A 21,625-nucleotide genomic window follows, 5' to 3' on the forward strand; every position below is an offset into this window, starting at 1 on the left:
AGATTTATAAATTGGTTGAATCCTACCCCGGATGTCTATGCTTGTCATCAGCAGATTCGCCCATTAGAGGCACTTTCACTATCTGTACACAGCAAAGTTGAAGCGGCTGGTCGGGCAAGGCCAGCGATAACCGGAGAACGCTTATGTCAGCCTATTTACAGGATATTGAACATTTCACACAGTTGCTCAAAAGCCGCCACACCTGGGGTGCTATTAATCCCGAATACGCAGCGCGTATGAAGGCGCAAAACCAGTTTAAAACCGGTTTGGATATTGCGCGTTACACGGCCGCCATTATGCGCCGTGATATGGAAGAATATGATGCAGACAGCAGTGCCTACACTCAGTCATTGGGGTGCTGGCATGGGTTTATCGGTCAGCAAAAGCTGATCTCCATTAAGAAACATCATGGCACCACCGCCAAGCGCTACTTGTACCTTTCCGGCTGGATGATTGCTGCGCTGCGCAGTGAATTTGGCCCGCTACCTGACCAGTCCATGCACGAGAAAACCTCAGTGCCAGCGTTAATTGAAGAGCTGTATACCTTCCTGCGTCAGGCCGATGCCCGTGAATTGGGTGGACTGTATCGCCAGTTGGATGATGCCCGTGCCAGTGGTGACACCGCCAAAGCCGCCAGCTTGGAAAACCAGATTGATAACTTTGAGACCCACGTAGTACCTATAATTGCTGATATCGACGCTGGGTTTGGTAACGAAGAGGCCACCTACCTGCTGGCCAAGAAAATGATTGAAGCCGGTGCTTGTGCCATTCAGATTGAAAACCAGGTATCTGACGAGAAGCAATGTGGTCACCAGGACGGTAAAGTTACCGTACCTCACGCCGACTTCCTGGCCAAGATCAATGCCGTACGTTATGCCTTCCTGGAACTGGGTGTGGAAGACGGGGTGATTGTGGCACGTACCGACTCACTGGGCGCTGGCTTAACCAAGCAAATTGCCGTGACCAATGAGCCGGGCGACTTGGGTGACAAATACAACAGCTTCCTGGATGGCGATTACATTGAAAGCGCTGCGGATATTCAAAACGGTGATGTAGTCGTTAAGGCCAATGGCAAGTTGTTAAAGCCTAAGCGTCTGCAATCCGGTTTGTTCCAGTTTAAGAAAGGCTCCGGCGAAGATCGCGTGGTGCTGGACTGCATCACCAGCTTGCAAAATGGTGCAGACCTGCTGTGGATTGAAACCGAGAAGCCACATATCGGCCAGATCGCCGGTATGGTAAAACGCATCCGTGAAGCTGTGCCTAATGCCAAGTTGGTGTACAACAACAGCCCATCGTTCAACTGGACGCTTAACTTCCGTCAGCAGGTGTTTGATGCCTGGCAGGCAGAAGGTAAAGACCTGAGTGGTTTTGATCGTGCCAGCCTGATGAGCGCAGAGTACGACAGCACTGAACTGGCGCAGGAAGCCGATGCGAAGATCCGTAGCTTCCAGGCCGATGCGGCCCGTGAAGCCGGTATTTTCCACCACCTGATTACGCTGCCAACTTACCACACGGCGGCCCTGTCTACCGACAATCTGGCTAAGGGCTATTTCGGTGATGAAGGTATGCTGGCCTATGTTCAAGGGGTACAGCGTAAGGAAATCCGCGAAGGTATTGCCTGCGTGAAACACCAGAATATGGCGGGCTCGGATATGGGCGACGATCACAAAGAGTACTTCTCTGGTGATGCTGCGCTTAAAGCCTCAGGTAAAGACAACACCATGAATCAATTTGGCTGATTGCCACTTTGCTAAGCTCAGGCCACCGCTAGTCGGTGGCCTTTTTTATGCTGGCCAACTACCCTCAAAGACGCATCTTTTACCCGTTGAGGAATGATATGAGCCAAGACACTCCATGTTCAGATGTTTACCCATGTTTAATCTATGCCGATGCCCAGTCAGCTATTAATTGGTTATGTGAGGCATTTGGTTTTACCTGTCGTTTTGTGGTGCTAGGAGGGAGTGGGGAGGTCATTCACTGCGAGCTGTCGCTGGGCAGCACTGTGATTATGCTCAGTTCACCCAAACAGGAGTTTAATTGGATTAGCCCTCAGACGGCCGGTGGTTTGCCCATGATGTTAAGTTTGTATGTGGCTGATCCAGACAACCATTTTCAACAGGCTGTGGCGGCTGGTGCAGAGGTAGTCAGGGAGCTGCAAGACGAGGAATATGGCGCGAGGGGATATATGGTTAAAGATCCCCAAGGGCATATGTGGTATTTCGGTAATTACCGGCCCGGACAGTATTGGTCGTAACCCTATTGCTCGGTAAGTGCAGGAACTGGCTGATTAACCAATTCGTCACCCAGCCCATATTCATCTAACAACTGCTGGTAGTCTCCCTTAGCACGGAGTCGGTATAAGGATTGTTGCAGTAGCTCGGCGGTTTGTTTGCCGCTGGCTTTATTCAGCGCTGCGTATAAGGGCAAGGTCAATACTTTTTGGCGTCGCTCAATTTTATCGGCAAGACGTTTTAATAGCTGGGCCTTTTCTTCCTCCATGTTGATTGCCATCAACACACCGTCAACGCGCCGATGGGCAAGCATCATCAGGGCGTCTTCGATTTCCGTGACCGGATAATTGTTTTCTTTGTTAAAACGCTTGTCTGACAGCAGACGCTTTTCAATAGCGCTTTTACGAATAAAGGCCAGACGGGCTCTTTTAAACTGCATCGGATCTTTAAGATCCAGTGGCGGTGCATCAACTGATTGCCAAAGATACACATCCACATTCGCTAAAGGACCAACCCAGTAAAAGGCGTCTTCGCGCTCTTTGGTTCGGCCAATGGAATAAATCAGGGTGTGGGGGCTGTCTAATACTATCTGGTAGGCTCTGGCCCAGGGATAAATAGAAATCTGATAGGCCAGCTGATTATCTTCCATCATCCTTTTCAGCAGTTCGGTAGAAAAGCCGGTCAGTTTGCCTTGCTGCTGATAATTAAAGGGGGGGAAATGCTCGGTAACCAGTTGCCAGGTTGGCTGCTCAGCCTGACTTGGCGTTGAAATAAATAAAGTGCCAAGCAGAAGGCGGCCATACCATAACTTTGTTTTGCTCCAAGCCAGCCGCAACCAGCCGCTATTACCTGTTCGTAAGGTAAGCTGTTGGTCACATAGAACTTGGCGTTGACTCATTCAGGCAGACAACTTTGGTTCGGCCCATCCAAGGCAATGGTAAGTTGTTCAATCTTGCGCTTTTTATAGACAGGATGCAATAAGAGAACTGGCGGGGACATTGCCGCCGGAGAACCCGGCGGCAGAACAAGATTTACTCGTCGACTTCAGCGTTATGGTAGATGTCTTGTACATCATCACAATCGTTGAGCATGGTCATAAATTTTTCAAACATAGCCACGTCGTCGCCGCTTACCTTAGTGGTGGTTTGCGGTACGAAGGTAATTTCTTCGGTTTCAAACTCGATGTCGTCAAAGGCTTCGCTCAGGGCGGTTTTGACTTTGTAGAACTCGGTATGCGGTGCAAATACCGTGACCATGCCGTCTTCTACTTCCACATCCGTCACATCGGCATCGGCCATCATCAGAGCTTCCAGTACTGGCTCGTCGTCGTCGCCTTTAAAGGAAAAAATCGCCTGATGATCAAACATGTGCATTACTGCGCCCGGTGCACCAATTTTGGAATTGGTTTTGGTGAAACAGTTACGTACATCCGTAATAGTGCGGTTGTTGTTGTCGGTCAGACAGTCAACGATCACCATGCAGTTACCTGGACCGTAGCCTTCATAGCGCGCTGGGGTATAGTCTTCGCCGCCGGCACCTTTGGCTTTTTCAATGGCCTTTTCCACTACGTGGGCGGGTACCTGATCTTTCTTGGCTTTTTCCATCAGTCGCTTCAGGGCAACGTTGGTATCAGGATCCGGGCCACCGTTTTTAGCTGCGACGTAAATTTCTTTACCGTACTTTGAATATACTTTGCTTTTGGCGGCCTGGGTTTTGGCCATCGCTACCTTGCGGACTTCAAACGCTCTACCCATGGGAATGCTCTCTCAATTGTTTAATTCGTGGGATAACCCCATTCCATTAGCTACCTGGAATCTGGATAACCAATCGAATGGGCATCGAAGGGCTGGGATTTTAACGCTATACGGGGCGTTTTGACCAGTTTTTGCTAGGTGCCTTATTAAAGCGCCTTGGCAATTACGAACTGCTAGCTGTGGTCTTGGGGCGGCCATGCCAGAAACGGGCGGCCAACAGCCCACTGACAAAACCAAATAAATGCGCTTCCCAGGAGATAAAGGGCTGACTGGGTAACACGCCAAACACCATTCCGCCATATAAAAAGCCCACAGTCAGAGATATCAGCAGTTTAGTGACCTGGCGGCTGTAAAACCCTGCCAGTACCAGAAAGCCAAACTGGCCATAAACCAAACCACTGGCACCAATATGGTAGGCAAAACGGCCAAACAGCCACACCAGCAAGCCGGTGCAAAGCACAATCCAAAGGCTGACCCACAAAGTGCGTTTTAGCCCGTATTCCAGCATAAGCAGCCAGAAAATGGCCAGCGGCACTATATTCGACAGAAAATGCGCCAGGCTGCCATGTAACCAGGGCATAAACAAAATGCCGGGAAGTGAGGTAACTTCTCTGGGTAATATGCCAAACTGATTGAGCGCACGGCCGCTTAGCAGGTTGATAAGCTCTACCGCGGCAAAGGAGGCCAATAACCACAACAAGACTTTTAACTGATTTTTAAGCATATATTCTTTTCCTCACGCCTCACGCCTCACGCCTCACGCCTCACGCCTCACGCCTCACAATATAATATGCGGCAGATAGCGCGACATGTCCTGAGTAATGGCCTGCGTGTCTTCGCGTACCGAAATACCGGCTGCCTGATCGTTAACCAGCCAGGAGCCAATCAAGGTATGGTTGTCAGCAAAGCGGGGCAGGGGATGCCAGGCCTGACAGATAAAGCCTTCCTCACCATAAGGGCCCTCGCTTGCCAAAATGGGCTGGTTGTTTTCCAGCACACTGATATTGGCGCCTTCCCTTGAATAAAGCGGCTTTTTCACCAGTTTGCCGCTGTAGTTTCCTGGTAAGTTGTCTTCAAACCAAGCCGGTAATAAGTTGGGATGGTTGGGAAATAGTTGCCACAGCATGGGGAGCAGGGCCTTGTTAGACAAGATGCTTTTCCACATCGGCTCAATCCAATTTACCTGAGCGCCAGGAATATGCTCGGCAAAATCTTCGCGCTGCATAAACTCCCAAGGGTAGAGTTTAAACAAGGTACTGATAGCCCGGTCTTGCATATCGGTAAATAATCCCGTGTCGCTCAGGCCTATCTGCTCAATAAAGACAAAATCATCCACAAGGCCGGCTTCGCGTGCGCAGTCCTGCAAATATTGTACAGTGCCACGGTCTTCCACTGTGTCTTCACAACATGCGAAGTGCATTTGCTTTATCTGGTAATGCCGGGCGATGTCGCTAAAGCGTCTGACCAGCTTTTCTTGCAGGGAATTGAATTGGTCAGCCCCTTTACTGATATGGCCCTGATTCACTCTGTCTTCCAGCCACAGCCATTGCCAGAATCCTGACTCATACAAGGAGGTCGGGGTATCGGCATTGTTTTCATAAAGCTTGGCCGGGCCATTGCCCTGATAAGCCAGATCCAGTCGTGAATAGAGGCTAGGGTCGCGGCGTTGCCAGGAGTCAGCAATTTGCTGCCAGAAGGGCTCGGGAATCGCGAATTTTTGCAACCAGCGCGCATCCCGCACCACCACATCTACCGCCTCAAGGCACATTTGGTGCAGCGTTTCGGTGGGGCCTTCTAAATCCTCTTCAATTTGCTTAAGGGTAAATTGGTAGTAAGCGCTCTCATCCCAATAAGGTTCGCCGTACATGGTATGGAAATAAAAACCGAACTCGGCGGCGGTTTTCTGCCAATGCGGGCGGGGGGGAATGGGTATTCTCAGCATAGACTAATGCTTTTCTTTGCTGGGTCTTTCTCTGCCCAGCTCGACAATAGTTTTTTCCTGGCCGATAAATTCAACCAGCACCTGGGTTACAAACACGTCCTGCACTTTGTTGTTTTTGCCCCGGCCACTTAATTGTTGTAACAGCTTCACCTTTAGCACATCAACACTGTTGTCTTTGGCCAACTCGTTGGCGCGGAGGGTTTTAAGCGTTGCTACCACAATCTCTTCTGCCTCCAGGCTGTCCAGGGTGTCCACATAAGTCTGCTCCCAGACAATATGTACTTTGGCGGTCACCTGGTACTCGCTGTTATTCGCTGGATTAATCCGGATGGTGGGTAGGGATTGGATTTGGCCGGCCAAAACCGGGAAGGCCAGCAGGCAGAGAAGGAATAGTTTTTTCATGCGACGTCCTGTATGTGTAACCAAGCGCAAAACCATCGAATAGCTAATTTGTGGAGTAACGCCGCCAACGGCGAGCTAAGGCGCCGTTGGCTTTTACATTAAACCCCATAAGTGTTTGAGACTTTTAGCCTCCCCAGCTCTTACTGCTGGATTTGCCCCAACTGGATTTCGCCCTGACGGTACTGCCGAAACCACCGCGTTTTATCGTGCGGTTTACCTCAGGCTTGGGTTTAAAGGCGTCTTTATCCACTTTTAAACGGCGGTCTTTGTAGTAGCCGTAATCATAGCCATCCGAGGTGGTCCAGCGGTAACGATAGGGAGAGTAAGGCGAATAGGAAGTAAACAAGGGCTGTGAGTAATAGCCGCGTGGTGACATCAGATTTCCGAGCATAAAGCCGGCCATCATGGGCACAAAGAACGAGCCGCCAGAACTTTGCACCTGGTGGCATTGTTGCTGGCCAAAGTCGTACTCACAGTCTGCTGCACTAGTGTATTTTGGGGCGGTGCGTGACGCTTCTGTCAGCGCATCCTGATACGCCGTTGTGCACTGCTCGGTAAACTCTGGATTCTTGTCGATGCAATCATTGGCAGAGGTATACACATCTGCATCCTGACGATTGCCGCCACAGGCGCTTAAAAATACCGCCGCGACACCAACGGCCAGAGGCTTGGGCGCAAATCCTTTACGCATACTGGCCAGGTTAATACCTGACGAGCGTTTTCTGTTGGTTTGGGTCATGGCCGGCTCCTAGTATGACATGCAGGCCGCATTAAGCAGGCCCACGGCTACCGACATGGCTGCCAGCATCACACCGGCTGAAATTTCGTTATTGTTAATCCGCTCAACAATCTTGGGCATAAAGGTAAAACGCAGCAAGGCAAAGGCCAATAACTGCGCAACCAAGGCTACCGCGCCCCAGATGGCAAAATCTATCAGTGAAACGGCATTGGTGGCTGCACCGGCCAGGGCCAAGCTGAATCCCACCATAGCGCCGCCAAAACCGACCGCGGCGGCCACGCTTTTTTCTTCCTTAACCAGCTTCCACTCGTCGTGCGGGGTGACAAAGGCATAGAGGATCTTAAATACAAACAACAACAAAATAGATACGGCGAAATACAAGGCGAAGTTGCCCAGTCCGGCCAGTGATTGGCTAATTACGTCCATTTTTATTCCTTCTTTATTATCTCTGTTATCATGCTAAAGCATGGACTGTTTGATTGATACTCTGTGGCATGGTTCCAGGCCGTTAGCCATTTATGCGAATATCAGCCGGCTGCAGATTAAAGCCGGTACTGATTACCAAGCAACGGTCGGCGCGGTTATCGATAATTTTTTCCTCGCCACACACCAGCAAGGCTTCTACATCATCATGGCCAATCGGGCGCTCATAGAGCATCACAAACTGGTCGGTCTCGCTGATATCACCGTCTTGTTCATAGGTTTTCTCGGTCATTGCAACCGGGGGCGATTGCTCGCCAACCGCATCCCAAACACGATTGAATCTATTATCTTCCAAGCCGTAAGACGGCTGCGAAATTTCGCTGTTTATCAGTTGCTGCCATTGGCTGTCTGAGCCGACTGTCTTGGTTTCATAAAAGTACCAGAGCTTTACATCGGTGATATGTTGTTCGGTGTCGCCACCATCCAACACCACTTGCAAAAAGGCGTCATCATCGGTGTAGAAACGCAGAATTTTACCACCTGTATCCAAGTTTACTTCGCCCACAGCCTGAATCAGATGCGTGCGAGCGGCGCCGTCAATGGTCAGCTCTGGCTCGAGCAAACGCAAGCGCAGATCATCCAGTTGAAATGAGCCTCCCAGATACAAGCCCATAATTTCTGGTGCCTTGGGACCCTTAACCGGCTCTTTTGAGCCGAACCATTTACTGAACATGCATGCTCTCCCAGTCAATCTGACGAATACGGTTGACGGCAATGTAATAGAGTTTGTCACCGGTACTGAGCGATTTATCCAGCGGCGGATTAAGCTCAATACGCTTTTGCTGGTCTGCCAGGCCTATCAAGGTAGCATCGTGCTTCTCTTTGAGGGCACGAAAAACCTGGCCAACAGTTAGCTTTTTACCAAGCTCTGGCAGGGTGACCGAATACTGCGCCTGACCTTCCTGCACGCTTAACAAATCATGATGCAAGGCACTTGAACCGGGATCAAAGGCCGATTTGGCCAACATTTCCACCGCTACACTCGGTGTGCATTCCACATTCGGGCAGTGGGTTTGCAGCAGGCGGGCCAGGCTCTCGTCATGAAAATAGGCCAGGATATGGCCATGAGGATTGCGCTGATTGGCATATAGCGCGGTGGTCATGGTGATATCGTCATGTTCGTTATCAATGATAATCACTGCAGCCTGGCTGATGCAGGCCTTATTCATGTCGCCATCCTGATTGAATGATTCCACGCGCACAAACTCAATGTGGTCTGGCATGGGATTGTCTATTTCTGCCTTCACGCACAGCACAATACTTTGCTGCTCTGCGGTGTGCTGACGTTCGCGCAACAACAGATTGAGCAAATGCAAAGTGCGCTGGCCGTTCCAGCCCATGACCAGAATATGGTTATCTACATGCAGTTGTTTCAAACCTTTTACTCCTTTAAACCATTGGCTGGATACCCAGGCGGCTGCTCGCCCTAATATCAAGGCAAACAGGCTGAGGCCAACGGGGATAACAAACAGAGAAACGACATAGCGCCCGGCTTGCGTTGCCGGAGACAGATCGCCGTAGCCCACGGTTGAGCTGGTAACCACCAGGAAATACAGAAAATCGGGCCACTGGGTCAGGGCCTGCTCGTCGGCCCAGGCCAGCAATAACCAGCAGCTCAGACCATACAAAAAAAACGCCAGTACAATACTGTACCAGCGCATATCCTGGAAATAGCGGGCAACCAGCTTGCGTAGTTTATGAAACGTCAAGCTTATCTCCCTCTCGTTTACTTGCCGAGTATACGGCTCAGCTCATCATCGGCACTGCTTTTTCCGCCTTTGATGCCCGCTGCCGCCAAGCGCGCTTCCAGATCATCATTGGATTCGCTGCTGGCCAGCTCTTCCGCTGCTTCCAACTCGGCGCTACGCATGGTCTGGCGCTTTTGAATACGATCCAGTGACTCGGTGGCCGTTTTCATCTTGCTGTTGGCACCAAGGTGACGCGAAGAAACGGCGACCTGGGCTTTTTGTACCGACTCAGTGGCCTTTACCATATCTACCTGCTGCTCAAGACGACGCAGATTCGCCTTGGCTTGATTGATATTGGCCGCCAGTTTTTGCTCAGACGCTTTAAACTGATCCAGATAGCTTTGCTCGGTGTCCATGTCACCACGTAGCTCAACCACTTTCTGGGCACAGTCCAGCGCCAATTGGCGATCAGAATCCGCCGCCTGACGAGCGTGCTGCTCATAAGTGGCAATGGATTGCTGCAAGCTCTCTACTTTCTGTTGCGACAATTTGCACTTAGCCAGGATTTGCGTACGAGCATGATCTGACTTGCGTAATTCTTCTTTGGCTTCACGGATTTCCTGTTCAAGGATGCGGATAGCCTGGCTGTCAGCAACCGCCTCGGCTGCTTCTGTGACGCCGCCTTTAACCGCAGTAATTAATTTTTTCCAAACAGACATAATAGGCTCCTCGTTACTTCAAATGATCCTGGTAGGCATCCAGGAATGACGCTACGTTTTGGAACAGTGTTTCGACTTCAATCACTATGCTTTCCGCTTTTGATTGCGAGCTAAGCGCGCCAAAGGCGGTGTAATACTCTTCACCGGCCACTTGAGAAATGCCAACGGTAGTCAGTGGGAACAGCATATGGGTCTTGAGAATTTCGTCGTTCAGTGCAGCGCGGTCGCGGACCTCTGACGAACAGAACAGTAAGGTTTCCACAATAATCTGCTCGCCGCTGATAGCCAGCCAGGCATCGATGCCGTCTGAATTGGCAATCAACAGGCAATCTTCCTGTCTGGTTACTACCAGGTCATTGTGCTGTGTCAGCAGACTGTCAAGCTGATCAAGATCCCAGCTCATGGTTCACTCCTTCAGATTAAGGTAGTTGTGATAACTGCCACAAAGGCGGTCGTTAATTGCCGCTAATCTTAGTCAGGCAATTTCTTATTCGTCAAATTATTTTTTTCTCTTTTTGTATAAAATGAATTCTTGTTGTAAATTATACGTCACGTTTAGTGGGGGTGAATATGCAAAATCAAAGTGCCGATTGGCGACAACTGGTGCAAAGACTGATTAAAGCTGAAATGTCCAAGCGTGGCGTCAAGTATCAGGATCTGAGTGACAGACTGGCGCGCATTGGGGTTAATCAAAGCGCAGATAACCTGCGAAATAAAGTTAACAAGGGCATTCTGGGGGCCGACTTGTTGTTACAAATTATTACGGTGCTGAATGTGCGTCGTATTGAAAGGGATGATCTGCTCGATATCTTCGCGGATATGGGGGTCAGGTTACCTGAATAACCTGACCCGTCAGACGGGAGCGATACGACCTTGGTGCCTATGCAGTATCAGCGGGCTGCTTGGTTAGTTAGCCGGGCTATTACCGCCGCCATGCGGTTCTTCACTTCCAATAAGGTTTGGTTGTCCTCGGCGCAGGAGTCGGCGTGCACCCCGTTAAGCTTGGCGATATCCAGCAATTCAGACAGATTGGCCAATGCACGTTCACTGATCACAGCCTGCTGCCCCGCGGATTGGACTATTTGATCGTTTAACTGGGCAATCAAGTTGACGGTACTGGTGACATCCTGCAGTTGGCTATTGGCCGCATGTACTTTATCAACACTTTGGCTGGTCCGTTCTTGCCCTTGCTGAATAGCGCTGACGGCACTGTTAGCGCCACGTTGCACATTAGCAATCATCTGCTGAATCTCTTCTGTCGATTTCTGAGTGCGGGCAGCCAGGGTGCGAACTTCGTCAGCCACCACAGCAAAGCCCCGGCCTTGCTCACCCGCCCGGGCAGCTTCAATAGCCGCATTCAGTGCCAGCAGGTTGGTTTGCTCTGCGATACCTTTTATCACGTCCAGCACCGAGCCAATCTTACGCGCGTCTTCATCAAGTTTAGTGATGACTTCGGCAGTATCCTGAATTTGATTCGAAGAGGCGGTAATGGCTTCAATGGTATGTTGCATGGCCTGAATACTGTCATCAGCCGCCTGGTTTGCCTGTCTGGCCGAATCGGCCGCTTTGTGGGCATCCGCTGCAATGGTTTGGCCTGTGTCTACCATGCCCTGAACGGAAATCTGTACACTGTTGGTGCCATGGTTTTGCTCAGTTACCCCCTGGCTGATGGCACCGGCGCTGTCTACCAAGCTGTAGCAGACCTTATCCAGATCTTTCTGTGTGCTGTCTAAGCCCTCGCAGATATTGAGGGTATTCTGGCGCAAAATCTCAATGGCCTTGGACATTTGGCCAATTTCGTCCTCGCTATACACCAGTACTTGTTTATCGAGCTTGCCGTTGCTGACATCACGCAAATGGGTTATCAGCGTGGTGAGCGGTTTTACCACTTTGGCATTCATAAACCAGGCTGTCAGCGAAGTTACTACAACAATGGCAATAAGAAGCCCTATTGCGCTTATCCGCTCGGCAGATTGAGATGCCTCGCTGGTTTCTTTACTGCGCGTGATAATGTAGTTATTTAACTGCTCACTCAATTGTTCTAATTGCGCGGTGGGCTCGCGGTCGATCCCCGCTACGGCCTTATCCCCCGCGGTATGGTTAAAACCAGCTTGTTGAAAAACCTGAAATCCATTCTGGTAACTCTTCAGCAACTGTTGGTGTGTATGCTTAAAGTCCTGCATAATCTGTTTCAGATTATTGTCTAAGGGGAGGGCCAGATAAGCGTCCACATCCAGCTGAATCTGTTTGTGATAGGTCTGAAAGCTGCTCCAGTATTTGTCGCGCTTGGCCTGGTCTTCGCCTCTAAGCAGAACATTTTTCCATTCCTGCACCTGGCGCTTGAAATTCAGATTAATCTTATCGGCCAGATTAGTGGCAGCAACTTCCTGCTGAATCAATTGATCGTATCGCTTAATCTCTGAAGCGAGCAGTGATATGCCGTATTCTGCCAGTAAACCAACCAGTAGTATGCCAAGGCCCAGCAGTCCAATAATCTTCGGACGTAGTTTTTTTAATTGTGCAGGTAGCATTTACACCTCTGGCCGCTTAGTGCGACGTTGCAATGAGTATTCAGCCTAACATGAGAATAAAAGGTTATCGCTTTGATCTTAAATGTAAATATGTGATGTATTTATAATTTACTCTGTGCAGGTAAGAATATCGCTTTTAGCCCGGAAAAGGTGGGATTTTACCTGGCTTACCCCTAAAATATGCGGCCCTGATTGAAAGGCCGATTGCATGAAAGTATCTGATTTCCATTTTGACCTGCCCGATGAACTTATTGCCCGTTACCCAAAGGCACAGCGTACGGCCAGTCGTTTGTTGCATTTAAACGGCCAGGACGGACAGATTCAGCATTTACAGTTTCCAGATGTTTTATCTCTGCTGGAAGCAGGGGACCTGTTGGTATTTAACAATACCCGGGTGATCCCGGCTCGGTTGTTGGGCCAAAAGGAAAGTGGCGGCAAAGTGGAAGTGCTGGTGGAGCGGATTTTGGATGAACACCGCGTGCTGGCCCATGTGCGCGCCAATAAGTCCCCCAAGCCAGGCAATGTTCTGGTGCTTGAAGAGAAAGTCCGCGCCGAAATGACGGCCCGCCATGATGCTTTGTTTGAGCTCACTTTCCTGCATGACGAACCTGTACTTACCTTACTGGAGCGTTATGGCCATATGCCCCTTCCGCCTTATATCGACAGACCGGATGAGGATTCCGATAAAGAACGTTATCAAACGGTGTATAACCAAAAGCCTGGTGCCGTGGCAGCCCCTACGGCGGGACTGCATTTTGATGACAACCTTTTGCAGGCTTTGGCAGCAAAAGGGGTAAATACGGCGTTTGTGACCTTGCATGTGGGGGCCGGAACCTTTCAGCCGGTGCGGGTGGACAATATTCTCGACCATCAGATGCATTCTGAATATGCCGAGGTTCCTCAGGAGGTGGTGGATGCTGTGTTGGCAACCAAGGCGGCCGGTAAACGCGTCGTGGCCGTAGGTACCACGTCAGTGCGCTCCCTGGAATCTGCTGCTAAGGCATCGCTGGACGCCGGGACTGAGTTACAACCCTTTTTCAGCGACACCGATATTTTTATTTACCCTGGTTATCGCTTTGAGCTGGTGGATGCCATGGTAACCAACTTCCATTTACCTGAGTCGACACTGATTATGTTGGTCAGTGCCTTTGCCGGTAAGGCTCATGTGATGAATGCCTATCAACAGGCCATCGAACAGGGCTATCGCTTCTTTAGCTATGGTGATGCGATGTTTATCAACAAGGCGGGTTAATACCGCCTGTTAAATGGACATGGCAGAAAAGGGTTACGCGCCTAGTCAGATCCCTTATAATCGCCGGTTGAGTTTGCTCGCGTGTAAAAACGTAATTTATCGGCTTCGGACTGTTTTCCGATTCGCCGTAGAGGATAACGATGAAATTTGAATTGATGACGACCGACGGCAAAGCCCGTCGTGGCCGCCTGGTGTTTGATCGGGGTGTGGTAGAAACGCCCGCTTTTATGCCGGTAGGCACTTATGGCACCGTAAAAGGCATGACCCCTGAAGAGCTGGAAGTCACCGGTGCGCAAATTTGTTTGGGAAATACCTTTCACCTGATGCTACGCCCCGGTACTGAGATCATGAAGTTGCACGGCGACCTGCATGATTTTATGCATTGGCAGAAGCCAATTCTGACCGACTCCGGCGGTTTCCAGGTATTCAGCCTGGGCGATCTGCGTAAAATCAGTGAGGAAGGGGTGACATTCCGTTCACCGATAAACGGCGAGAAGATTTTGCTGACGCCGGAAAAGTCTATGCAAGTGCAGCGCGATTTAGGCTCAGACATTGTCATGATTTTTGATGAGTGTACGCCTTATCCTGCTACCTATGAGCAGGCACGCACCTCGATGGAATTGTCGCTTCGCTGGGCAGAGCGCAGCAAGCAGGAGCATGGCGATAATCCGTCTGCGCTGTTTGGTATTGTGCAAGGCGGGATGTACGAAGACCTACGTGAAGTCTCCCTCAAGGGCTTGGAGCGTATCGGTTTTGACGGCTACGCCATTGGTGGATTGTCGGTGGGTGAGCCCAAAGAAGACATGATCCGAATCCTGGACTCCACCGCACATAAAATCCCGGCCGATAAGCCCCGTTATCTAATGGGGGTGGGTAAGCCTGAAGATATCGTTGAGGCGGTGCGCCGCGGCATCGACATGTTCGACTGTGTTATGCCAACCCGTAATGCCCGAAATGGTCATCTGTTTGTGACGGAGGGCGTGATTAAGATCCGCAATTCCAGGCATAAAACCGACACGGGGCCGCTGGACGAAAAATGTGATTGTTACACTTGTAAAAACTATTCGCGGTCATATCTACACCATCTCGATAAGTGCAATGAGATCCTCGGTGCACAGCTGAATACTATTCACAATTTACGGTATTATCAGCGCGTGATGGAAGGGCTGAGAGCTGCCATTGAAGCAGGTACACTGGATGAATTTGTCGCCGAGTTTTATGCCCAAAAAGGCATGCCGGTACCAGAGTTAAGTTAGTTGGCCAGTGGGGTAGGATGCTCCACCATCGTTAATTCCTGATTAACGATGTCGCAAAGAAGACCACGCTTTTTAAAGCAATGTTGCCTTAAGGCAGGACGCCAAAAGGTAAATATAAAAACAAAATTAGGGGAAGTTTATGAGCTTGTTTATTTCTAACGCGTACGCCCAGGCAGCACCAGCAGGTCAGCAAGGCGGTGGCTTTGAGATGCTGATCATGTTGGGTGTGTTCGGCTTGATCTTCTATTTCATGCTGTATCGTCCGCAGGCCAAGCGTGTTAAAGAGCACAAAAACCTGATTTCCTCGCTGGGTAAAGGTGACGAAGTGCTGACGCAAGGTGGTCTGGTTGGTCGTATCACTAAAGTGGGCGACGACAAAGACTTCATCGAAATCGCCCTGAACGATACCACTAACATTGTGGTACAGAAGGCGTCGGTATCCGCGGTACTTCCCAAAGGTACGATGAAAAACATCTGACAATAATGAAGAGGCGACCAGTTCGCCTCTTTAATTTTTGCTGAGTATTGAAGGATAAGTTCGTGTTAAACAAATACCCGATGTGGAAGTACCTGATGGTGATCATAGTGATCGCTGTTTGTGCACTTTACGCCTCGCCCAATTTATACGGCGAAGATTATGCGGTACAGGTTTCCGCCAGCCGCAATGCCGAAGTGGATACCCGACTGTTTGAGCAGGTAAAAGAACAGCTGCAGCAAGACGGTATCGACATTAAAAGCATTGCGCTGGAAGAGTCACACCTTTTGGTTCGCCTGAAAAGCGGTGACGACCAGTTAGTGGTGAAAGAGAAACTGGAAGCCAGCCTGGGCAATAATTATATTGTGGCCCTTAACCTTGCACCAGCGACGCCTGAGTGGTTAGAAGGCTTAGGTGCCAGCCCCATGAAGTTGGGTCTGGATTTGCGCGGTGGCGTACACTTCCTGATGGAAGTGGATATGAAAGCGGCTATCACCCGTTCCATCGAACAGATGGAAGATGATTTTCGTAACAGCTTGCGTGAAGAAAAGCTGCGCTATCGTCGTGTTGAACAAAAGTCCGACCGCGTAGACGTGCAATTCCGCGATCAGGAAACCCTGGACCAGGCAATTACCTTCCTGGAAAAGAACAATCCGGGTGTGCTGTTTAAAGATGAAGGCGATCTGTTGATGACCGCCACGTTATCTGAGCTGCGTCTGAAGGAAATTCGCGAGTACGCGCTGAAACAGAACATCACCATCATGCGCAATCGTGTTAACCAGTTGGGTGTGGCTGAGCCAGTTATCCAGCGTCAGGGTTCTGATCGTATTGTGGTGCAGTTACCTGGTATTCAAGACACCGCGCGTGCTAAAGAAATCCTTAACGCTACGGCTACCTTGCAGTTCCGTATGGTAGATATCGAACATGATGTTCGGGATGCGGTAGAAGGTCGCGTGCCGCCCGGTGCTCAATTGTTGATGGATCGTAAGGGGCAACCACAACTGCTGGATAAGCGTATTATGCTGACCGGTGATCATATCGTGGATGCCAGCAGCAGCTTTGACGAGTATGGTCGTCCTCAGGTCAATATCAAATTGGACTCAGAAGGCGGCAATAAGATGTCGCGCGGTACGAAAGACAATATCGGTAAGCCGATGGCGACGGTATTTATTGAGTACAAACCTACCAGCGAAAAAGACAAAGACGGCAAGATCGTATTTGAGAAGCATGAGGAAGTGATCAACGTTGCTACTATCCAGGCGCGTTTGGGTAATAGCTTCCGTATCACCGGCATTGATTCACCTGCCGAAGCGCAAAATCTGTCATTGTTGTTGCGTGCAGGTGCTTTGGTCGCACCTATTTCTATCGTGGAAGAGCGTACCGTTGGCCCAAGCCTGGGACAGGAAAATATCGAATTGGGTATGCAGGCGATTTTCTGGGGGCTGGTGCTAATCCTGGCCTTTATGCCTATCTACTATCGTAAATTCGGTTTAGTGGCCAATACCGCACTGCTGGCTAACCTGGTGATGATCATTGGTGTGATGTCTATGATCCCTGGCGCTACCCTGACGTTGCCTGGTATGGCGGGTATCGTACTGACTGTTGGTATGGCGGTAGATGCTAACGTTCTGATCTTCGAGCGTATTCGTGAAGAGCTTCGTGATGGTCGTAGCCCGCAGCAGGCGATTCACCATGGTTATGACAGTGCCTTGTCAACCATTGCTGATGCCAATATCACTACGCTGATTGCCGCTGTAATCCTGTTCGCCGTGGGTACCGGTCCTGTGAAAGGTTTCTCTATCACCTTGGCTATCGGTATTCTGACGTCCATGTTTACGGCGATTGTGGGCACACGTGCCATCGTTAACGCGGTGTGGGGCGGCAAGCGTCTCAACAACCTGTCCATTTAAGGGAGATAAAGATGAGAGTTTTTGATTTCGATAAAGAAGTCCGCTTTATGTCCCTGCGCTGGCCGGCGATGATTTTTTCCACCTTGTTGATCCTTGGCTCTATTGTGTCACTGGCGGTGAACCAGTTGAACTGGGGCCTGGATTTTACCGGTGGTACAGTCATTGAGGTGGGTTACCAGCAGCCAGCAAAACTGGAACAGGTGCGTAAGCAATTGAACGAAGTGGGCTTTGGCGATGCCGTGGTACAGCACTTCGGCAGCTCTGAAGACGTTTTGATTCGCCTGGCACCTCGTGAAGGCGTTAAGTCAGATACCCTGGGCGATCAGGTTATGGCTGCCTTGCGCGCAAGCGGCGAGCAAGTCGATATGCGCCGTATTGAGTTCGTTGGTCCACAAGTTGGTGAAGAATTGACCGAGCAGGGGGGCCTGGCCATGCTGGTGGCATTGGTCTGTATCCTGATGTACGTGGCGATGCGTTTTGAATGGCGTTTTGGTCTGGGCTCCGTTGCGGCGTTAGCGCATGACGTTATCATAACCTTAGGCCTGTTCTCGGTATTGCAGCTGGAATTCGACCTGACGGTACTGGCGGCGGTGTTGGCGGTAATAGGTTACTCGCTAAACGATACCATCGTTGTGATGGACCGAATCCGTGAAAACTTCCGTAAGCTGAGAAAAGGCGAGCCTGAGGAAGTTATCAATATTTCTCTGACTCAGACCATGAGCCGTACCATCATTACCTCAGGTACGACGTTATTGGTGTTGCTGGCCTTGTTCTTTAAAGGCGGTGCGCTGATCCATGGCTTTGCTACGGCATTATTGTTCGGTATTTTTGTCGGTACCTATTCATCAATCTATATCGCCAGTTCTGTAGCCCTGATGTTAGGTATCAGTAAAGAAGACCTGATGCCCACAGAAGTAGAGAAAGAAGGCGCAGATCTCGATCCTCTGCCTTAAATCTAAGTGACCCGGCCCAGCACGGGCCGGGATATTTCACGGTTGTGAAATATTCTTCCTTGAGTTAGTTTTTCATTACGCCTCTTAATTTTTGCCATGTACGGCGAATTCATGAAAGTACCTTTTTGGCTGTTTGGAATAGGCTTCACCGCAAGCATTGCCGCTCAACAAGGCAATCAGGATGCGCTCTTTGCGCTGTCTTTTGAGCAGCTTCTCAACGTTGAAGTTCAGGCTCCCGGTAAGTTCAGCCAGCCGTTAGATAGCGCCCCAGGCGTAACCACAGTGATCAGTCGCAGCGAAATCCAGGCCCTGGGGGCAACATCCCTGATGGACGTGCTGGAGCGCGCGCCAGGGCTGTTGATGATGGGGTCATTCTTTTACCCGAATAACCTGGCGGTTATCCGTGGCTTACAGCTCACCCATTCCAATAACGAGGTTCTGCTGCTGATAAACGGTCGACCTGTGCGCGACAGCTTTACCGGCGGTGAGAACTTCGCTTTCTATACGGCGTTTCCAGTCAACAGTTTGGAGCGTATTGAAATTGTTCGCGGACCCGGCTCGGTGTTGTACGGCAGCAATGCGTTTGCTGGTGTTATTAATCTGGTCACTCAACCGCCGGAATCGCTAGGCAGGGTTACAGCGGCAGCGGGCAATCTGGGGAGCCAGGAGCTACAAGTTCATGATGCAGTAATAGGGGATGAAGGTTTTTTGCAGTGGTCTGCGCGTTTTTATCAAGATGATGGTTGGCAATTTGAAGCGTTGGATAATAACGGTAATCCCGGACACTTTGAGGCCCGCCAGCAAAATCATGCCTTGATGTTGCAGGGAGAATGGCAACACTGGCGCTTGAGCGCCATGAACCTTGTTAGTGAGCAAGGTTTCTGGGGCAGTGTGTCGAACTGGCAAGGGCCGGCGCAGGATTCCCGCCAGGTTCGCTCCAGGCGTTCACTGCTTGAACTGGGACGTAGTTGGGATTTAACCAGGCAACTGCGTCTGGATACTGACCTTAGTTACAATGCGTCGCGTTTTAGCCATTACAACTACAATGCCAACTCAGATAATTTGTTATTCGAAGCGCTGCTTGATTATGACATGCTGGAGCAGGGGCGATGGCTGCTGGGTGGTACAGCCTGGCGGCAAAAAGTCAGCACAGAGCCGGGTTTAGCTGCCGCGCCTATTCCGCGTTTTTCACGTACCTGGTATAGCTTGTACAGCCAGTATCAGACCGCATCGGATGACGCCCTGAACTGGAGTTTTGGCGCCCAGTACAACAAAGTGCCCGATGTCGATGCCAATTATGAATTGCGTGCCGGCGTGGTTTATCGGCTGAATGAGCGTAGTGGCGTTAAGTTAGATTACGGTGGTGCCTTTCGTGCCGCCTATGGGGTGGAAACCCACTTTAACCTCATTGTTTGTTGCGACCAGCAGGGTAACAACACTGGAGGATTACGGGGTAATCCTCAGTTGGAACCCGAGCGAATCGCAACCGTTAACCTGCAGTATTATCGCACTACAGAAAACAGCCGCCATGCGCTGACCTTGTTTCACAGTGATTTGTCTAATTTAGTTTCGCGCTTACGTGCCAGTGATCGGGTTCTGGATTTTATCAATATGGGCAAACTGCATAGCCAAGGACTTGAGCTGGAAGGCAAGTGGCTGTTTGATGCGGGGCAGTTGAATTACTCCTATAGCTATCAGCACAATGAATCTGACGGGAAGCAAGACTACACCCTAATGCCGAATCATATGCTCAAATGGAGTCTGATTTATGCCCTGGGGCAGGACTGGCATCTCGGTCTACAGCACAGTTGGTTTAGTGCTTTTCATTCCAATCAAATTCGAAATTCCAATACCAAATTCTACAATCCTGAACCTAGTCCGTATCACTTAGTCAGTTTTAAGCTTTCACATCATCTTTACTGGTGGCAACACGACGCCGAATTGGCACTGACGGTCAGTAACTTACTGGACGAAGAGGTGTATCAGCCCGAGATAGCCGGTCGCACGATTAACAGCCACCCCATGCGCAGTGGCCTCCGAGCGAACCTGGGATTGACCTTCGCGTGGTAAATGAGGGCTTTTAATGAAAACTGACACACTATGCTAAAGCAAGTTGGCGCTTTTGTGCTTCTTAGCCTGTTAGCGTTTCATTCCCCGTTTCTTCAGGCCAACTCAACCACTAAAGACGCTCTGATTCGTTTTGATAACCTCGGGCAGAGCATAGAGCTGGTTGCTCATGCCGGGCACTTTAAGATCCCTGGTCAGGAAGCTGAGTTACAACTGGCTAGCCGATTAGTGGTGAAAGTCAGTTCCGAGCAGTATGGTCATGCGCTTGCTGCTCGCTTTGACGCTGTTAACAGCGTGGCCTTACTTTACCAGGGGCGTGGTTTTTCGTACTTCCTGTGGGAGTTATCGAGCCTCACCGACATGGTGGCAATCCTTGAGGCACTCAGGCTCGATACAGGGGTGCTGCTGGTGCAGCCGGATCTGCTTCAACTTGATGCAGCGAGAATGGCAATGACTGCACCTTTATCCCCTGGTATCTTGGCTAGATCAGTGAGTGGAAAGGGCAGCGCGGTCAGAATCGCAGTGATTGATGATGGGTTTGTGTTATCCCATCCTGCACTGGCAGGTGTTAACCTGGCCTTCAGCTATGATACACAATCCAAAAGCCAGGATGTTTCCCCGGCTTACCCTTCTGATACCCACGGAACGAAAGTGCTAGGTGTCTTATTTGCGAACAGCCAAAGGGTAAACGGATTAGTTCCTGATGCTGAACTCGTTGCTATTCGTCAACCCGATACCTGGACGTCCAATACGTTGCTGGCCTTTCAAGTCGCTAAGCTTATGCAAGCGGATGTTATTAATTGCAGTTGGAATAGCCCCTGGTTAGTTGAGCCGTTAAAAGATGTGGTTGATGATTTGGCAGAGAACGGGCGCGCTGGCAAAGGCGTCGCAGTGCTGTTTGCGGCAGGAAATGCAGGTAAGCCGGTGCAAGAAAATCAGACTGAGGCAGGCCTGGCCAGCGCTATTGTGATTGGTGCCGTTGATAAGCAAGGAAACAAAACCTCATTTAGCAATTGGGGGCCTACCATTGATGGTTATTTTTACGGCGAAAATCAGCTGTCTTTAGATAACAATATGAAATATAGTTACTTTTCTGGTACATCGCTGGCCACGGCATTAGCCAGCGGGTATATTGCACAACTGATAACCAAAAAACCTCAGCTATCTCTGCACGATATCGAAGCGATTGTTCGTGAGCGGAAGTTAACAGTACGGTAGTAAGT

At 50.2% G+C, this 21,625-nt stretch carries 22 protein-coding genes; 10 read left to right on the forward strand and 12 right to left on the reverse strand.

The window, feature by feature from the left end; translation table 11 throughout:
* Positions 1–143 precede the first annotated feature (143 nt).
* Positions 144–1,739 carry an isocitrate lyase gene (locus KJY73_RS04265; RefSeq protein ID WP_214340628.1) on the forward strand — a complete coding sequence of 532 codons (1,596 nt, stop codon included), beginning with the start codon at positions 144–146 and terminating at the stop codon, positions 1,737–1,739.
* 98 nt (positions 1,740–1,837) lie between these two features.
* Positions 1,838–2,254 carry a VOC family protein gene (locus KJY73_RS04270; protein WP_214340630.1) on the forward strand — a complete coding sequence of 139 codons (417 nt, stop codon included), beginning with the start codon at positions 1,838–1,840 and terminating at the stop codon, positions 2,252–2,254.
* A gap of 2 nt (positions 2,255–2,256) precedes the next feature.
* On the opposite strand, the gene KJY73_RS04275 is transcribed toward KJY73_RS04270, so the two are convergent.
* From KJY73_RS04275 to KJY73_RS04325, 11 genes are all read right to left on the reverse strand, one after another.
* Complete coding sequence (locus KJY73_RS04275; protein ID WP_214340631.1) at positions 2,257–3,129, reverse strand: substrate-binding periplasmic protein; 873 nt, start codon at positions 3,127–3,129, stop codon at positions 2,257–2,259.
* A 133-nt stretch (positions 3,130–3,262) separates the two neighbouring features.
* On the reverse strand, positions 3,263–3,985 hold the full coding sequence (locus tag KJY73_RS04280; RefSeq protein WP_214340633.1) for a YebC/PmpR family DNA-binding transcriptional regulator: 723 nt from the start codon (positions 3,983–3,985) through the stop codon (positions 3,263–3,265).
* Positions 3,986–4,148: 163 nt separating this feature from the next.
* Positions 4,149–4,709 (reverse strand): rhomboid family intramembrane serine protease, encoded by a 561-nt coding sequence (locus KJY73_RS04285; RefSeq protein WP_214340635.1) that lies wholly within the window; start codon positions 4,707–4,709, stop codon positions 4,149–4,151.
* A gap of 54 nt (positions 4,710–4,763) precedes the next feature.
* Positions 4,764–5,927 carry a glutathionylspermidine synthase family protein gene (locus KJY73_RS04290; RefSeq protein ID WP_214340637.1) on the reverse strand — a complete coding sequence of 388 codons (1,164 nt, stop codon included), beginning with the start codon at positions 5,925–5,927 and terminating at the stop codon, positions 4,764–4,766.
* 3 nt (positions 5,928–5,930) lie between these two features.
* Positions 5,931–6,329 carry a hypothetical protein gene (locus tag KJY73_RS04295; RefSeq protein ID WP_214340639.1) on the reverse strand — a complete coding sequence of 133 codons (399 nt, stop codon included), beginning with the start codon at positions 6,327–6,329 and terminating at the stop codon, positions 5,931–5,933.
* A gap of 124 nt (positions 6,330–6,453) precedes the next feature.
* Complete coding sequence (locus KJY73_RS04300; protein ID WP_214340641.1) at positions 6,454–7,068, reverse strand: DUF1190 family protein; 615 nt, start codon at positions 7,066–7,068, stop codon at positions 6,454–6,456.
* Positions 7,069–7,077: 9 nt separating this feature from the next.
* Positions 7,078–7,494, reverse strand: a complete 417-nt coding sequence (locus KJY73_RS04305; protein ID WP_206592600.1) for a DUF350 domain-containing protein — start codon at positions 7,492–7,494, stop codon at positions 7,078–7,080.
* Between the two features lie 82 nt (positions 7,495–7,576).
* A complete protein-coding gene (locus KJY73_RS04310) occupies positions 7,577–8,224 on the reverse strand; it encodes a YjfK family protein (protein WP_214340643.1) in 648 nt (215 codons plus the stop codon).
* Positions 8,214–9,212 carry an ion channel gene (locus tag KJY73_RS04315; RefSeq protein ID WP_214343235.1) on the reverse strand — a complete coding sequence of 333 codons (999 nt, stop codon included), beginning with the start codon at positions 9,210–9,212 and terminating at the stop codon, positions 8,214–8,216. Before KJY73_RS04315 ends, KJY73_RS04310 begins: the two co-directional genes overlap by 11 nt.
* Before the next feature lie 65 nt (positions 9,213–9,277).
* On the reverse strand, positions 9,278–9,958 hold the full coding sequence (locus KJY73_RS04320; protein ID WP_206592602.1) for a PspA/IM30 family protein: 681 nt from the start codon (positions 9,956–9,958) through the stop codon (positions 9,278–9,280).
* Between the two features lie 13 nt (positions 9,959–9,971).
* Complete coding sequence (locus tag KJY73_RS04325; RefSeq protein WP_206592603.1) at positions 9,972–10,361, reverse strand: YjfI family protein; 390 nt, start codon at positions 10,359–10,361, stop codon at positions 9,972–9,974.
* 167 nt (positions 10,362–10,528) lie between these two features.
* On the opposite strand from KJY73_RS04325, the gene KJY73_RS04330 reads away from it, so the two are divergent.
* On the forward strand, positions 10,529–10,801 hold the full coding sequence (locus KJY73_RS04330; RefSeq protein WP_214340645.1) for a DUF6471 domain-containing protein: 273 nt from the start codon (positions 10,529–10,531) through the stop codon (positions 10,799–10,801).
* Between the two features lie 47 nt (positions 10,802–10,848).
* Here the strand turns inward: KJY73_RS04330 and KJY73_RS04335 are convergent, their stop codons facing one another.
* The gene (locus tag KJY73_RS04335) at positions 10,849–12,489 is read right to left on the reverse strand and encodes a methyl-accepting chemotaxis protein (protein WP_214340647.1); all 1,641 of its coding nucleotides are present in this window, start codon (positions 12,487–12,489) and stop codon (positions 10,849–10,851) included.
* A gap of 208 nt (positions 12,490–12,697) precedes the next feature.
* Between KJY73_RS04335 and queA the strand changes: the two genes are divergently transcribed.
* From queA to KJY73_RS04370, 7 genes are all read left to right on the forward strand, one after another.
* Entirely contained in the window at positions 12,698–13,741 is a 1,044-nt protein-coding gene (queA, locus tag KJY73_RS04340) for a tRNA preQ1(34) S-adenosylmethionine ribosyltransferase-isomerase QueA (RefSeq protein WP_214340649.1), read from the forward strand.
* A 140-nt stretch (positions 13,742–13,881) separates the two neighbouring features.
* Entirely contained in the window at positions 13,882–14,997 is a 1,116-nt protein-coding gene (gene tgt, locus KJY73_RS04345; RefSeq protein ID WP_214340651.1) for a tRNA guanosine(34) transglycosylase Tgt, read from the forward strand.
* A 139-nt stretch (positions 14,998–15,136) separates the two neighbouring features.
* Entirely contained in the window at positions 15,137–15,475 is a 339-nt protein-coding gene (yajC, locus tag KJY73_RS04350) for a preprotein translocase subunit YajC (protein WP_206592608.1), read from the forward strand.
* 62 nt (positions 15,476–15,537) lie between these two features.
* A complete protein-coding gene (gene secD / locus KJY73_RS04355; protein ID WP_214340653.1) occupies positions 15,538–17,382 on the forward strand; it encodes a protein translocase subunit SecD in 1,845 nt (614 codons plus the stop codon).
* An 11-nt stretch (positions 17,383–17,393) separates the two neighbouring features.
* Positions 17,394–18,335 carry a protein translocase subunit SecF gene (secF, locus tag KJY73_RS04360; protein WP_214340655.1) on the forward strand — a complete coding sequence of 314 codons (942 nt, stop codon included), beginning with the start codon at positions 17,394–17,396 and terminating at the stop codon, positions 18,333–18,335.
* A 111-nt stretch (positions 18,336–18,446) separates the two neighbouring features.
* Positions 18,447–20,405, forward strand: a complete 1,959-nt coding sequence (locus tag KJY73_RS21900) for a TonB-dependent receptor plug domain-containing protein (RefSeq protein WP_214340657.1) — start codon at positions 18,447–18,449, stop codon at positions 20,403–20,405.
* 30 nt (positions 20,406–20,435) lie between these two features.
* Entirely contained in the window at positions 20,436–21,620 is a 1,185-nt protein-coding gene (locus KJY73_RS04370) for a S8 family peptidase (protein ID WP_214340658.1), read from the forward strand.
* Positions 21,621–21,625: the final 5 nt, after the last annotated feature.

Origin of the sequence: Bowmanella yangjiangensis, from assembly GCF_018531185.1 — a bacterium.
Classification (GTDB): Bacteria; Pseudomonadota; Gammaproteobacteria; order Enterobacterales; family Alteromonadaceae; genus Bowmanella; species Bowmanella yangjiangensis.